The organism is Neobacillus cucumis, assembly GCF_016908975.1.
GTDB lineage: Bacteria > Bacillota > Bacilli > Bacillales > Cytobacillaceae > Neobacillus > Neobacillus cucumis.
Genome location: NZ_JAFBEX010000010.1, coordinates 211,879 through 226,888 on the forward strand (window position 1 = coordinate 211,879; position 15,010 = coordinate 226,888).

General features: G+C 37.2%; 13 protein-coding genes and 2 pseudogenes. 7 read left to right on the forward strand and 8 right to left on the reverse strand.

All coding sequences use genetic code 11. The features are described 5' to 3' along the window. Positions 1–9 precede the first annotated feature (9 nt). The 3 genes from JOC76_RS15495 to JOC76_RS15505 all read right to left on the reverse strand — a co-directional run bounded on the left by JOC76_RS15495 (position 10) and on the right by JOC76_RS15505 (position 3,494). Complete coding sequence (locus tag JOC76_RS15495; protein WP_205178915.1) at positions 10–1,230, reverse strand: metallophosphoesterase family protein; 1,221 nt, start codon at positions 1,228–1,230, stop codon at positions 10–12. Between the two features lie 118 nt (positions 1,231–1,348). Further along, positions 1,349–2,602: an ABC transporter permease gene (locus tag JOC76_RS15500; protein ID WP_205178916.1), complete on the reverse strand. Its 1,254-nt coding sequence runs from the start codon at positions 2,600–2,602 to the stop codon at positions 1,349–1,351. After that, positions 2,595–3,494 carry an ABC transporter ATP-binding protein gene (locus JOC76_RS15505; protein WP_205178917.1) on the reverse strand — a complete coding sequence of 300 codons (900 nt, stop codon included), beginning with the start codon at positions 3,492–3,494 and terminating at the stop codon, positions 2,595–2,597. Before JOC76_RS15505 ends, JOC76_RS15500 begins: the two co-directional genes overlap by 8 nt. Positions 3,495–3,663: 169 nt before the next feature. Between JOC76_RS15505 and JOC76_RS15510 the strand changes: the two genes are divergently transcribed. Next, positions 3,664–3,849: a YhzD family protein gene (locus tag JOC76_RS15510; RefSeq protein ID WP_205178918.1), complete on the forward strand. Its 186-nt coding sequence runs from the start codon at positions 3,664–3,666 to the stop codon at positions 3,847–3,849. Between the two features lie 34 nt (positions 3,850–3,883). Here JOC76_RS15510 and JOC76_RS15515 read toward each other — a convergent pair whose 3' ends face one another. After that, a complete protein-coding gene (locus JOC76_RS15515; protein WP_205178919.1) occupies positions 3,884–4,675 on the reverse strand; it encodes an enoyl-CoA hydratase in 792 nt (263 codons plus the stop codon). Positions 4,676–5,345: 670 nt separating this feature from the next. Here JOC76_RS15515 and JOC76_RS15520 point away from each other — a divergent pair. Further along, positions 5,346–5,474: pseudogene (locus JOC76_RS15520) on the forward strand (IS3 family transposase); the annotation flags it as partial. A 38-nt stretch (positions 5,475–5,512) separates the two neighbouring features. Here JOC76_RS15520 and JOC76_RS15525 read toward each other — a convergent pair. The 3 genes from JOC76_RS15525 to JOC76_RS15535 form a co-directional block, all read right to left on the reverse strand. Beyond that, on the reverse strand, positions 5,513–7,024 hold the full coding sequence (locus JOC76_RS15525; protein ID WP_205178920.1) for a coproporphyrinogen III oxidase: 1,512 nt from the start codon (positions 7,022–7,024) through the stop codon (positions 5,513–5,515). A gap of 367 nt (positions 7,025–7,391) precedes the next feature. Beyond that, the gene (locus JOC76_RS15530) at positions 7,392–8,261 is read right to left on the reverse strand and encodes a Cof-type HAD-IIB family hydrolase (RefSeq protein WP_205178921.1); all 870 of its coding nucleotides are present in this window, start codon (positions 8,259–8,261) and stop codon (positions 7,392–7,394) included. Positions 8,262–8,383: 122 nt separating this feature from the next. Further along, positions 8,384–8,731 (reverse strand): YlbF/YmcA family competence regulator, encoded by a 348-nt coding sequence (locus tag JOC76_RS15535; protein WP_205178922.1) that lies wholly within the window; start codon positions 8,729–8,731, stop codon positions 8,384–8,386. A 171-nt stretch (positions 8,732–8,902) separates the two neighbouring features. Here JOC76_RS15535 and JOC76_RS15540 point away from each other — a divergent pair, with 171 nt between their 5' ends. From JOC76_RS15540 to JOC76_RS15560, 5 genes are all read left to right on the forward strand, one after another. Continuing rightward, entirely contained in the window at positions 8,903–10,255 is a 1,353-nt protein-coding gene (locus JOC76_RS15540) for a YheC/YheD family endospore coat-associated protein (protein ID WP_205178923.1), read from the forward strand. Position 10,256: 1 nt separating this feature from the next. Beyond that, positions 10,257–11,360 carry a YheC/YheD family endospore coat-associated protein gene (locus tag JOC76_RS15545; RefSeq protein WP_205178924.1) on the forward strand — a complete coding sequence of 368 codons (1,104 nt, stop codon included), beginning with the start codon at positions 10,257–10,259 and terminating at the stop codon, positions 11,358–11,360. Further along, positions 11,338–12,702: a YheC/YheD family endospore coat-associated protein gene (locus JOC76_RS15550; RefSeq protein ID WP_205178926.1), complete on the forward strand. Its 1,365-nt coding sequence runs from the start codon at positions 11,338–11,340 to the stop codon at positions 12,700–12,702. Before JOC76_RS15545 ends, JOC76_RS15550 begins: the two co-directional genes overlap by 23 nt. Next, positions 12,699–13,769, forward strand: coding sequence for a YheC/YheD family endospore coat-associated protein (locus JOC76_RS15555; protein ID WP_205178928.1), 1,071 nt, complete (start codon positions 12,699–12,701; stop codon positions 13,767–13,769). The genes JOC76_RS15550 and JOC76_RS15555 overlap by 4 nt, the downstream gene beginning before the upstream one ends. Before the next feature lie 78 nt (positions 13,770–13,847). Then, positions 13,848–14,042, forward strand: coding sequence for a hypothetical protein (locus JOC76_RS15560; protein WP_205178930.1), 195 nt, complete (start codon positions 13,848–13,850; stop codon positions 14,040–14,042). 117 nt (positions 14,043–14,159) lie between these two features. Here the strand turns inward: JOC76_RS15560 and JOC76_RS15565 are convergent. Further along, positions 14,160–15,010 (reverse strand): annotated as a pseudogene (locus JOC76_RS15565) (transposase); the annotation flags it as partial.

The window sequence follows — 15,010 nt, forward strand, 5'->3', positions numbered from 1 at the left end:
CTCCTTTAATTAAGCCTGATAGAGTAATTCAATTAATAGTTTTTCTGCCTTCTCTAGCAATTCATCTTTCTCCGTCACTGATAATGGATGTAAGTACTTCCTCCCTATAGGGTGTTCAAACAAAGGCGCTAATGCTTTTTCAACTTGAACATAATGATTTATAGTTTCAAACAACTCCCCATAGAAATTGGCTTCTGTTATTAACTTTTCTTTATCAATCATCAATTTTTCGGTCAATTTCAAATCGGATACCCATACAAAGGATTCCTCATCCTTTTCATCTTCTAAGAGCAGCTCAAGCAAATCACTTTTGATACTGCTCTGTCCACGAACATCAGCTAATTGCGTATCTTTCAAGCTAAGAGTAATGAATGTTCCTTTACGTTCTTTTCTAATCCTACTAATTACTTTCAGGCATAAATGATAGAGATCATCAAAGCTAACAGCTTTTGCAGCATTGACCGTAACATCCTCCCAAATGATATCGGAAGCTTCAACATAATCTAATTTGGCATCTGAATCTAGAAAAGAAACATGATAAAACCCTTTACTTCCAGACTCTTTCTTATTTCTTCCTTGAATATTCCCCGGATAAATGATTGGTGGGTGCAAAGACAGCTCGGCCCGTTTATGAATATGGCCTAGTGCCCAATAATCAAAATTTTTCTCGTCAAGTTCCTTAACTGTGAATGGAGCATAATTATCGTGCTCTGTCCCGGAACTTTCATTACCATGCAGTATGCCGATGTGGTAATCGGCCCCATCCACTTTTTGGTACTCATCAATTTTCCGCTCGAACACATGTCTAGTACCATAACTAAATCCGTAAAGATGAATGACTTCTCCGCTTTTTGTCTGTAATTTCTTTGTTTCAACCTTGCTGCTAAATACATGAACATTTTCGGGCATGTCTAGGTGTACCCATGAACCGTTTAAATGGTCATGATTACCGTGTACGATATAAACAGGGATTTTATTTTCATTAAGTTTAAGCATTTCCTTCCGAAAAAGGGATTGTGCTCGTAAGCTGCGATCCTCTCCATCAAATAGATCTCCCGCAATGATGACAAAATCAACTTTCCGCTCAATAGCCGTATCTGATAGTTTTTTTAAGGAAGTAAACGTGCTCTCTTTTACTCGATTATAGATATTTGCTGGTAGATGCTTTAATCCAACCATCGGACTATCCAAATGGAGGTCAGCTGCATGTATAAACGATATTTTTTTCATAGAATAATCCTTTCACCATCTTTTCTCCATTGTATCACCTTTAAAACCAAAATGCGAATGCACGTTCTATATAGATAATTAAAAAGAGCCTTACCGTTATGGTAAAGCTCTAACACACTTATTCATTTTTTGTTAACTGTAATGCCTTTTTAATATCTTTAAAGGAGTTGGACTTTCCATACATTAAGACACCGCCGCGGTACACGCGAGCTCCAAATATAGCAAGTATTGAAATGGTTGCCATAAGGATTAAAATTCCTATGATCGCCTCCCAGGTTGGGATGGTTAACATGCCCACTCGCAAAAACATAATCATTGGTGTGAAGAAAGGGATAAAAGATGTAGCTGTAATAAAAGGTGCATCCGGCTTACCAAGACCAAACATAGCAATCATAAATCCGGCCACCACTGTTAAAGTCATTGGGGTAATCATCTGCTGAACATCTTCAATACGACTGACTAGCGATCCCAAAAAGGCTGCGAGTGTGGCGTAAAGAAAATAACCAAGAATAAAGAAAATAACGGCATACACAATGGTTTCAACGGGGATATTACTAAATCCAAATACACCGAAAAATCCACCCTTTAATGACTCCATATTTCTTGTAAATGAATAATACCCTACAAGTAAAAATACAGCCAATTGCGTCAAACTTAATAACCCAATACCCAAAATCTTAGCAAACATTTGTTTAATCGGAGAAACACTTGAAATCAAGATCTCCATAACGCGGGAAGATTTTTCAGTTGCCACTTCCATTGCAATCATATTGGCATACATAATGACAGCAAAATAAATAACAAATAACAGAACATAAACTAGACCCCGTGCCTGATTTAGTTCCTCTTCTGTTTTAGCATTTTTCTTTAGTGCTACCTTATGAAAGGAAACCGGTTCATAAAGTTTTTGCAGCTGAGCTGGTGCCAAATGAATTTGAGTGGCCGCAAGCATTGTTTTTAACTGCTGTAAGCTTGTTTGAAGGTCAGTATATAAAGATGAGTCTGCGATGCTCATTGCTTTATAAGTTGCTTCTGGCAGGTTCTGATCGTTCTTCCGCAGCTGAATGACGGCTGAGAGTTCACCTTTCTCCACCAATTTTTCAGCTTGCTTTTCACTCCCTTTATAGAAAGTCAATTGAATATCTTTATTAATACTTTTTACTTGCTGCTTAAACGGCTCATATAGCTGCCCTGATTGGTCCATTACGGCAACCTTAACCTTACCTCCATTTTTATCAAATAAATCAATAATATTATTAATGTTGGTTATCACTAAAACAATAACCACTGTCAATAAAGTTGTTATTAGAAACGATTTCGTTTTGAGTTTGTTTAGATATGTATGAAATAAGATAATCCAGAAACTATTCATACGAATTACCTACTTTCTCAATAAAAATATCATTTAAAGATGGCTCTTCGAGTGCAAATCTGCGAATAAATCCTTTATCCACAATTTCCTTAAGGATTTTTCCCGCTACTTCTTCACCTTCAATTTGCAGGTGAAGACCTTCCATTGTCACTTTGGATTTAACGACACCGGGAAAATTCTTCAACGAATCTAAAGAAAAGTCTGCGTGAATAACGAGATTCTTTTTGCCGAACTCCCGCTTTATCTCTTTTAGAGAACCGCTAACAACCGGACTCCCTCTATGCATAATACAAAGGTGTTCACACATCTCCTCCACATGTTCCATCCTGTGACTAGAAAAGACAATGGTTGCGCCATTTTCTCTCAGAGCTAACACAGCTTCCTTCAGCATCTCTACATTAACAGGGTCAAGTCCGCTGAACGGCTCATCCAAGATTAGTAGCTTTGGTTTATGGACAACTGCTGCAATAAATTGGATTTTCTGTTGGTTACCTTTTGACAGTTCCTCAACCTTCTTATTCTCGTATTCTGTGATTTTAAAGCGTTCTAACCATTTCTTTAGTTCAGTTAATGCCTCGTTCTTCTGCATTCCTCTTAATCTAGCTAAATAGACAATTTGATCACGTACTTTTAACTTTGGATATAAACCTCTTTCCTCTGGCAAATAACCAACTAAATGGCTTGAAGAATAGTCTATCGGTTTATCGTCCCAAGTTATCTGACCGTCTGAACAATCTAGCAGACCTAAAATCATCCGAAAGGTTGTTGTCTTACCAGCCCCATTTGCACCGAGAAAACCAAACATCTCTTTCTCAGGAATCGTTAACGACAGGTCATCGACCGCCGTAAATTGACCAAACCTTTTAGTAACATTTTCTATTTTCAAGGCCATATTGAACACTCCCTTCCTTCTTTATTACGAATAATCCATAATTTTTTTTCAATCTTTTCTTTTTGAAAAATTGATTGAATTGTGTGAAAATAAACACAGGAGATTCTGTCAGTTCTGGTGACACGCACGCAATCCTATTAATCCTTAATTTTCAAAGGAGGATTTATTCATGAAAACTTATAAACTAACGGCTTTTGAGGCAAATGGTGAAAAAATATTAGATGAAAGCATTCAAGCGGAAAATGATGATGCTGCTAAAAAACAAGGAGAACAGTTTTTGGCAGAAAAACAGTTACTAGAAAAAACACATCGATTAACATCCCAGAGCGGCAAGCTTCTATTATTTCATTCGTAATAACAAAGAAGCCCTAGGGCTTCTTTGTTGTCGATTATTTTCCAATAAAGATCGGTTTCCTTTTTTCAATAAAAGCCCTGATACCTTCATGGTGATCAATTGTTTCACGCATTTTTTGCTGCCCATATTTCTCCAATTCAAGTACTTTTAGTAATTGTGGTCGGTTTTTTTCTGCCATTATTTTTTTAGTTTTAATCATAGCCTGGGTTGGTCTGCTTAACCAATCATTTATTCTTGCCTCCAACTCTTGCTGAAGGTCACCTTCGGCTACCTCTTGGATTAAGCCAAGCTCGAAAGCCTCATCAGCACTTAACATTTTCCCATCCCAAATAACTTGCTTTGCTCGTGTTTCTCCTAATCTTTTTTCCAAAAAGAAATGAGCTCCGCCATCAGGTATCAAACCGATTCCAACAAAATTCATCGCTAGCTTACTGGTTTTATCTGCAATAATATAATCTGTTGCCAGTGCCATACTAAAACCAAGACCAGCAGCTGCACCGGAAACAGCACTAATCGTCAGTTTAGGTAAGCTATACAAAGTCATAATTAATTCACTAATGCAATCCATAACAGGGAAAAAATTACGTTCATCCCTATTAGAAAGCATGGTATTAATATCACCGCCAGAAGAAAAAGCTTTTCCTTTTCCTGTTAAGACCACAATATCAATCTCATCTGTTTCACTTATCTCCTTCAGCTTACAAACAAGCCCCTTTAAAACGTCTGTATCCATTGCATTTAATGTCTCAGGTCGGTTAATTTCAATGGTAGCAACACGGCCATTTACTCGCAAATTCACCTTTTCCGTTACAAAATTGATGGTCATGGGATATCTCCCTCCCTTTATTATTCACTCACTCCCATTATATATGGAAATTGTTAGAATAAAAACAAGCTTTTAAATTTATTGAATTTTCATTAGAAAGGCAAGGCCATGAAAAAATCCCCTGCTGAAATTAATAAAGGTTTCCGTTTTCGAGTGCTTTCTTATTAAAAAACACAACGATTGAAGTATGAATTGGCATACGTCTTTTTCTTTATTTATCAAGATTTTCTACGAAATTTCATTAACTTTGGCATAGCAATTGACATTACTATTTTAATGGACAATAAGTATTGTACACTTAAAAAAGTGGGTCAAAACTTCTGTCGTTTGCAGTGCTGTTTTGAGTACCTATTTTATTGATCTTTATAAGATGGTCGATAAAAAGCTGCTGATTCCCGCATTTAGGATCGAGTGGGGCTGCTTATCGGTTGGGGGATCAGGTTAAGCACCCGATCTGATAAATAGACGGAAAAATTCCGTTTAATTAATAATTATTTCTAAAAAAAGCTTAAATAGACGGAGAAATTCCGCCTATTGACTCGAAAAATGCAAAAATAAGGAATTTTGCCTTGCATAACCGGAAATCCTCCGCTTATTTACCCCGAAAACGAGCTCCATGCTACATCTAACCGAAAAATCTCCGCTTATTTTACTTTTGCAGGTTACTAGATTAAGGACAAGAATTAAAGAATATATCAATTATTATAATAACAAACGCATAAAGAAAAAATTGGCTGGTATGAGTCCGGTTCAATACCGTACCCATACCAACCAATTACCTACTAAATATAAACTCTAACTTTTCGGGGTCACCTCAAAACAGATCCCTTTATGAAATTAAGCAGGAGACCCTTTTTCTGAGAATAATTCATCTAAAATGTTTAGTTTATCTTGTGTATATGCTTCAAAATTATCATTATAAGATTTCGGATCTTTTGGATTGGCAAAGTGGGTGATTTTCCCTGTAATCGGGTCAATAAATTTGCTTGCAGCACCACATCCCAGCCCAATAATGGTCTGCTGTTCCTCCATAATCATAATATTATAGATACTTTCTTGATTAGGAAATGCATAACCGACATTCTCAAGATTTCCTAGGATATTTTTTTGACGGTAGAGATAATATGGTACATAACCATGATCTTTGGTCCAATTTTCTGCAAGCTCCATCATCTTTTCCGCTTCCTCGCGTGTAGCAACCTTATACTTTTCTTTATTTTTAGTCATTTCAGATGCCCGCTTAAATGATAGTGTATGAACAGTTAATGACTCAGGCATCAATTTTTCCGTTTCTGCTAAAGAATAAGTAAATTCATTTATTCCTTCACCAGGAAGACCGATAATTAAGTCCATATTAATATTATTCATACCCATTTCGCGCGCCATATGATATTTTTCTATTGTTTCTGTAACAGTATGGTGTCTTCCAATTGCCTTTAATGTTTCTTGTGTGTAAGATTGTGGATTGATACTAATCCGGTCAATATTCCACTTCTTTAAAACATCTAATTTTTCAGGAGTGATGGTATCGGGACGCCCTGCCTCTACTGTAATTTCGCGGATGTTTTCAACATCAGGGAACGAAGAATACATTTCTTCGTAGAGCATATCCATTTCTTCTGCTGAAATACTAGTTGGGGTTCCTCCCCCGTAATAAACGGTTGTAATCTTAACACCATTTTTCTTTAGCCAAGCACCTACTTGGCTCATTTCATAGTGAAGCCCGCCCAAGAATGAATTAACAGAGCCTTGTCTGCCGTTAATAGCATAAGCAGGAAAGGTACAATAGGCGCATTTTGTCGGACAGAACGGGATTCCAATATAAATGCTGACTTCTTTCTGCAGCGAATATAGATCTGGAACAACAGCGAGCTGGCGGTCAACAATATGCTGCATTAACTGGATCTTTTCATCACTAATTAGATAATCATCCTTTAATTGCTGGTGAGCCTTATTTAACGGTATGCCTTCCTGTACTTTCCGATGAAGTAATTTAGTAGGTCTGATCCCTGTTAGTATGCCCCATTTTTGGATAATGCCTGTCCAGTCCTGAAGCACGGTTAAATACACATGTGCCACTGCATTTTTTATTTGTTTAAACTGTTCCTTTTCAGAAACAGAGAGATTTTGATCCTTCTGATAATGGGAAACCCATACTTGACCATTCTGATCCTTTAATTCACCCGATACCGTTATTTTTTCCTGGATCTGTAGATCGAACTTTATTTGAACATCCGCACTTGTATCATTAGCCATTAAGATGTCTGTTTCCTCAAAGAATAAATTGGCAATGTTCTGTAACTGCCGGTTAAATCTTTCATCCTCTAACCCAATTATTGAAATTCGCAAAATTAATCACCTTTCATTAAAAAGCAGAACTGACCTTTAGCTTAAGGCTGCTTGCTCTATCCATTCTAAACTCTCTTAAGTGTACAAAATCAAGATATTACGGTCAACATAGTGGGAATTGGTATATATAAGAAAAGAGATATCTGGGCTTAACCAAGATATCTCTGGATACTTTAATTTTTGGCTGTGTTAAACTTGAATGTTGATTTCCGCTACAGGCGCTCAGCAAACCCGCGGGCGTGCCGGGGAGCCTCCTCGACGCTGAAAGCGTCTGCGGGGTCTCCCCAGCCCCGTACTCCCGCCGAAGTCGAGCGCCTTCCGCTCCAATCAACATTGTTACAAAATCAACAATTGCCTTTATCACAGCTTAATTTTTAATAATCTTCATTTTTCTTAAAAATTCTATTGGCTGCTGTTTACGGAAGTGTTCTTTTACCATATAGGCGACACCATGTTCATTTTTCGACCTTGTGACCCAGTCGGATGCCCGTTTCACCTCAAAGTCGGCGTTCCACATCGAAACTCCAAGACCAACAGCTTCAATTAATGGAATATCATCTAGTCCGTCACCAATATATACCATTTCACTTTTCTTTATTTCTAGTTGATTGCCTATATAGGATAATCCTGTAAGTTTGGAAACCCCTGCTGGAACAATATCTAACCGGAGTGAATCCAATTGTATCACATCAATTTCCGTAAACATGGTTCCAAATGCCTGGACTGCATCATTTAAATCCCGTTTATTTTCAAAATAGACCTCTATTTTAGGCGGAGTCATCGGCTGATCGTGTAAATAAGCACTTAAAGAAGTGACAAATTGCTGAGAATAAAAAACTGGATCCCCAGATGTAAACACCGTTTTAGCTAGCAATTGATTATTAAGCTTTTGTTTATTCGCTAATGAAAATTGCTCGTGGACGAGACGAATTTGACAAGGAAATGCCTCTAAAAACCGAATAGTATCATACGTAATTTCTTCATTGATTTTTTGGACAAAAATCGGTTTATCTATAGAACTTGCAATAAATGCTCCTTGATGAGTAATCAGCGGAGTTGTAATTTTTAACGCTTTAGCCACCTTCTTGGCTGAAGGAAAGCTTCGCGATGTTACTAATGTAACATATATACCTTTTTGTTGAACATATTCGATTGCTTCTTTTGTTGATTTATGAATTTTTCCATTTGATTGTAGAAGCGTGCCATCAATATTTAACGCAAGCAAGCGGTAAATCATAATGTTGCCCCCTGTTCTTGGTGAAATTGCCTTTATATCACTTTTATGATTTTTCACCTCTAGATAGAACATAAAAGAAAAGCCTTCGGGCATTAAGGACCCGAAGACTTTCGTTTAAAGACTTACATATTTCCGTATAAATCTTCTAATGGTTTCATAATAATTTTGTTTAATTCGCCAATAACCATACTCATTCGCTGCTCTGCTTCCATTAGCTTTGCGATTTTTTGATTCTGCTGAACAAGGGCAACTGTTGATTGTGCTTGCTGAACTTCCTGCTCAGAAATATTTTGGCCCATCATCTGTTTTTGCTGCAAATTCATTTGCATTTGCCGGAACTGGTCAAACATTTGTTTTGCTTGAGGGTCTTTGTTTACTTCAGTATATGCCTCTTGTAAGTGTCTATACTCATCACTTTGACGAATTGCGGTTTCCAATCCATAGGCTGTATCATATAAATTAACTGCCATTTTGAGCCACTCCTTTTTTTAACATCTAATCAACTATAACAAACTATTCAATATAATGCGAGAATGTTCAAATCACCATTCTGCCCGACTCTACATAGATTACTTATATCAACTTATGCCCAAACTTTGAGAAAATGAGGAGTGATTATGTTAGTATCAACACCCCAGGTTATGATCAAACCAATAAAATTAACAGACAAGGGTAAGAGTATCCATATGTCTGCTAATTTGTATAAACAACTACAATTAAATAATCACATAAATTTACACATTTCGATCGGACAAAAAACGATTTCGGCCAAAGTTCAAATTGAAGACTTGCCTGATCATACCATTCACCTTTCCGAACATTTAATGCAATCCTTTTTCCTTCCTATTCAACCCCTAAAATTTCAAGCAATCGTTCTTCCTGAGAGCCAAACATTAAAGCTAGGACCTATCGTTGCTTTACTAACCGATTCAATTACAAACAAAAGCGAAGGTCCCTACTTTCGTTCCATTCATTTGTTTTGTGAAGAACTGCAGCAGGGCATTAGAGAACAAGGTGGATTTTTCTATGTATTTTCTTATGATCAGTTTTTAAAGCAAGGGTATTTTTTTGAAAATGACAAGTGGAAAAAAGCTCAGCTTCCTGCCCCTGATGTAATTTATAATCGGATCCATTCCAGGGTGCTTGAGCATAAACCGAAATTTAAGGAATTCCGCCAAAAGCTTAACGAATTAATGATTCCGTTTTTTAACGATCGATTTCTTTCTAAATGGGAAGTCTACGAACAACTAACAGAAGAGCCAAAGCTTGATTCTTATATACCTGAAACAAAACTATTTTCTAAAAAACATTTTTTTGACTTGGCACAGAAATATGACACCCTTTTCGTTAAACCAATTCATGGAAGTCAAGGTCGAAATATTATAAAAGTAAATCGCGTTGCAGACTCACTTTATTCTCTTGAAACCTCATTAAAATTCGTCCCTGCAAAAAAAGAAGAAAAGTTTTCCTTAGATGAACTATACCAACAAATTAAACCGATTCTTCATAATCAAATATATATCGTTCAACAAGGGATCCCATTGATGACTTTCCAAACAGCTTCGATGGATTTTCGAGTGCTCTGCCATCAAAATCGCCAAAACGATTGGATTGTAACCTCTACGGTGGCAAGAATTGCAGCAAAACAAGAATTTGTCTCAAATTTAGCAAGAGGCGGTACCCTTACAAGACCATTAAATGCTTTAAGGACCAGTATGGACCATAACAAATCTCGAGAAGTACTAGCCCTAATGAAGGAATTGGCGATAGAAGCGGCATCAATCGTAAGCCAAAATTCACAGGGGATTATCGGAGAACTTGGAATTGACATCGGGATTGACCAAGCTGGAAACCCATGGCTAATTGAAGTAAATTCTAAACCATCCAAAAATTTTGAGGATGGTACAACTAAAATAAGGCCTTCTGCAAGAGCCATCATTGAGTTTTGTACGATTCTTGCCTTCGATACTGTTGTGATTAAGGAGGATTTATAAATTGATTACATTTGGAATTATGACATTAAATTTGGAAAGCGAAAAAGATTATATAGATGCATTGGCCGTGCGAGCAAAATCATGCGAGATGGAGGTTTTTAGATTCATCCCATCTGAAATTCATCCCCATACACTACATGTAAAAGGAAGGAAGTTTGTCCCCCAAACCAAAACATGGAGCGACTTTGAAGGACCCATCCCCACCATCATCTATGATCGCTGTTTTTATGGGGAGGATGAGCATTCTAAACAATGTTTGCCCATCGTAACCTGGTTAAAGAGCAGACCTGATTTGACCTTTTTAGGTTACGGTTTACCCAATAAATGGGAATTATATCAAACATTAAAAAATACGACACTTTCATCCTATTTGCCAGTAACACAAGCAGTGATTGACGTAGACAGTGTGTTGAAGGAACTAGCCGTGAAGCAAAAAATCATTTTAAAACCAACAAATGGATCTCAAGGATATGGAATTTATTATTTAAAGAAAAATGATAAAACCATACATGTTAAAACCGAAAAACATAAAAGAATTATTTCAAGGATCTTTCCAAATGAAACCAAGCTCATTCAATGGTTAGAATTGTTATTAAAACAACGAACCTATTTATTACAGCCATATTTGGAACTCTCTAATAACAATCAGCAGCCGTTTGATATTCGTGTCCTTTTACAAAAAAATGAGACCGGTGGCTGGGAGGAACAGGGACGAGGGATTCGGATTGGCAGTACAGGGGGAATTCTATCAAACTTAGCTGCTGGAGGACGGGTCATGACCTTTAAAGAATGGCTAATTTCCCTTCCTCCAGCAAAAGGCGATTATATACGCCAAGAGTTAGATTATATTCTAACCAGCCTGCCAACTATTTTGGAGAATGCATTTCTGCCGCTTTTTGAAATAGGCATTGATATTGGCATTGCAAAAGACGGGTCGATTTGGATTCTTGATATTAACTCCAAACCAGGCAGAAAGGTTCTATTATCCACCAATCCAGAAATACAAGAAACCCTTTATACTAAACCACTTCTTTATGGAAGATACCTTTCGGAAACGGATCAGACAGAAAGGAAGACCTATTATGAGAAAACATTATCTCATTGAAGTAGCACAAAATGATCAACAAATTGTCTTTTGTCCTGCCAAGTTGATAAAAGAGAAGTCGATTAAACGAATCGCCTTTGGTTCAAAATCAATGGAAGTTGAATTCCTCCCCCACCCAGACAAGGATGATCGAATTGTCATTAGTAGGAAAATTCAAGAAAAGATTCAGTTCCCGTATTTTAAAGTGCCTCTGCATGCGTTTCTTGAAAAGGAAATCCTCTATATTGGTCCATTAGTTGGTATCTTTACAGCGGGATTTACTGAATACCCTGATCAGCCAATAGGCGAGCGGACCTTATTCTTTTCCAAGCTGCTATCTGTTAGTCGTTCTGTTGGAGCCTTGCCATTTGTATTCGGAGAGCAGCATATTGATTGGGAACAAGGAACCATTGAAGGCTTTTTTTTCTATGAAAATGCTTGGCAATCAGTGGAAGTCCCTTTCCCTAATGTCATTTATGACCGACTGCCAAATCGCAAGAGTGAGGCAAACCCTAAATTAATGAAGGTAAGAAATCGTCTCCAAAAGGAATATCTCATTCCATGGTACAATCCCGGATTTTTTAATAAGCTGGATATTTATGAAAGACTTCAACAGGATGCTTCTATTACACCATTTCTGCCTGAAACCTATCCTTTTACATCCTTTTCGTCCATCGAAGTTATGCTTTCTAAATATGGTCATGTTTTTATAAAACCCAAAAATGGAAGTTCTGGACATGGAATTCATCAAATTATTTATGATAAACAAACCGATGATTATTTTTGCCGTTATCAAGATGAAACAGGGCAAAATCGTTTAAGAAAATATTCGAGCCTCGAGCGATTATTCCAATCGGTGTTTGCCAGCCAATCACTAGAACGCATGTTGGTCCAACAAGGAATCCATTTAATTCGAAAAGATCAGCGTCCGGTCGATTTCCGTGTCCATACCAATAAAGATGACCAGGGTGAATGGCGTGTGACGGCCATCGCTGGAAAAATAGCTGGTCAGGGAAGTGTCACGACCCATGCCCGAAGCGGTGGAGATATCAAAACCCTTGACGAGATTTTTACGAAGGAAGAATCTAAAATCTATACTGATAAATTAAGTAATGTTGCTCTTTTATTAAGTACAGCACTGGATAACAACATTGAAGGAATTGTGGGTGAAATTGGTTTTGATTTAGGCATTGACCGGCATGGGGATGTTTGGCTCTTTGAAGCAAATTCAAAGCCAGGAAGGTCCATTTTCAGTCATCCGGAACTAAAAGACTTTGATTTTTTAACGAGAAAATTATCGATTGCATTTGCTGTCTTTTTGACAGAGCAGTCCTTATCACATCCAGAGGAAATATTTAAATGAATGACTTTACACCATTGATTGGCATCGTAACCTCGCGCAAATTGAATGGCACGATTGGCGGAAATGGTCCGCTCTTTTTAGCATTACAAAAAAAGCTTATTTCACTAAATGGAATAAGCTTTGTCTTTACTCCTGAAGACGTTTCGGAAGAGTATATTAACGGGTATACCTTTTCCCCAGAGGAAAACCAGTGGAGAAAGGCTCGTTTCCCTTACCCTGATCTGGTTTACAATCGAATCCCGTTTCGAAAATCAGAAAAGGAAGAGAATAGTCAAAAATTATTTTCCATTTTAAAAGAAAAAAATATCCCCTTTTTCAACCCATGCTTTATCGATAAATATGAACTTTTTCAATTATTAAAAAAGGACAGCTCGATTGCTCAGTATTTACCTGAAACAATTCTTGTAAAGAATCAAAAAGATTTGTTTCATTTTCTAAAAAAATTTATGGGAATTTATTTAAAGCCAGTACAATCCTCTAAAGGAAAAGGGATTTTCCGAATCAGAATGGACAGTCATTCTGAACTTTTGCTAGAGGGAATCAACAGGCATACTCGCTACCCTTCTTTCACTCATTTTTGGAATGAATGGAATGAGGAATTACTTTTGAAGACCTATATAGCACAAGAAGAGATACTCTCTGCAGAGTATGAAGGCACTCGGTTTGATTTCCGAATTTTAGCACATGCCAATCAGGAGGAGTATATTCTTACAGGAGTGGGCGTTAGACTATCACAGAAGCAGGATGTCACAACCCATATCCCTTCAGGAGGTCGGCTTATCCCTTATCAACAATTGCAATCAAACGATCATGATGAATTTTTTCAGACTATTGTTTCAAAGGTCGGTCATGCAATTACAGCTCACATTGGATACTTTGGCGAGTTTTCAATTGATGCCGGGTTAAGCCAAACAGGACGTTATTATATTTTCGAGGTCAATTCAAAACCGATGAGCTTTGATGAAATCGAGATTGAGGAAAGTAAAATCGAAAACCTTTGCAAGTTATTTCTTCAACTCATAAATCAAAAAAAAATGCATGAAAATCTGCCATATCTCGAAAACTAGGGAAATCAACAACTTATTTGCTCGAGAACATACACTGTGCAACAGACGTAATTCGGGCAACGTATTTCAACAGAAAGGATGACACTTTTGAAGAAAGAGAACTCACCAAATAATGAATCTGCATATGAAGGCAGAGATAAAGCCTATGTCGATATTGACCGAATGATCAATGAGGGATTGTCCGGAGGTTCAGTTCATGCCCGTCATGATACCACTAATATCGAGGAAGCACATGATCTCCCTAAAGAACAACCCCCAAATGAAATTGAATAACATGTTTAAAGGAGGCTGGGACATAAAAATTATCTATAAATAAAAAACGTGAAATTGCAGCCGCAATTTCACGTTTTTTATTTTTTTCTTATCTAAGTGGGCAAGATCTTACGATCTTGCTGCATATTTTCTTAAGTTTACGGCCATTAGTGCGAGGCCGATGTCGTTTTCAACTTTCGATTTTCCTCGGACTGAAAATCGGGTAAAACCTAAATTAGCCTTCAGAAATCCAAAAATTGGTTCCACGTCAATTTTACGTTGACGATAAATGGCACCAGTTTTTTCTTCTGAAAGCTTCTCTCTAATAAATTCTTTTTGTTGTTCCCACTTCTCATTTACCATGAGCTTACGGTTATTTCCTTCTTGTGCCTTTGTACAATTTATTCGAAGTGGACAATCCGTACAGTCTTCGCATTCATAAATTTTAAACGTACGCTGGAAACCTGTTTTGTCTGTTCGAATTGAATTGTATTTAAACGTTACTTGTTGCCCGGTTGGGCAAGTATAGGCATCATTTTCTTCATCGTACAACCAATTACTCGTTTTAAACGGATCGTTTTTAAACTTTTTCTTCTGTTCATTTAAGTAGTGACCGTATGTAATCAGCGGTGTACGTTTACGCTTCGTTAAAATGTCATCGTAATTTTGTTCGCTACCGTAGCCGGCATCTGCGACGATATGTTCAGGTAATGAAAAGTACTGCTCTTCAATTTGATCAAGGAATGGTGTAAGTGTTTTTGTATCCGTTGGATTAGAAAAAATGCCGTAGGCAAGTGTATATTGTCCTTCCGACGCTACTTGAAGATTATAACCAGGCTTTAATTGGCCGTTTTGCATATAATCATCCTTCATTCGCATGAATGTAGCATCGTAGTCTGTTTTTGAATAACTATTCCTTGTACCAAATATCTCGAAGTCTTTTTGATATTTCTGCTTTCGCTCGATCCAATCATATACCTGTTTCACGA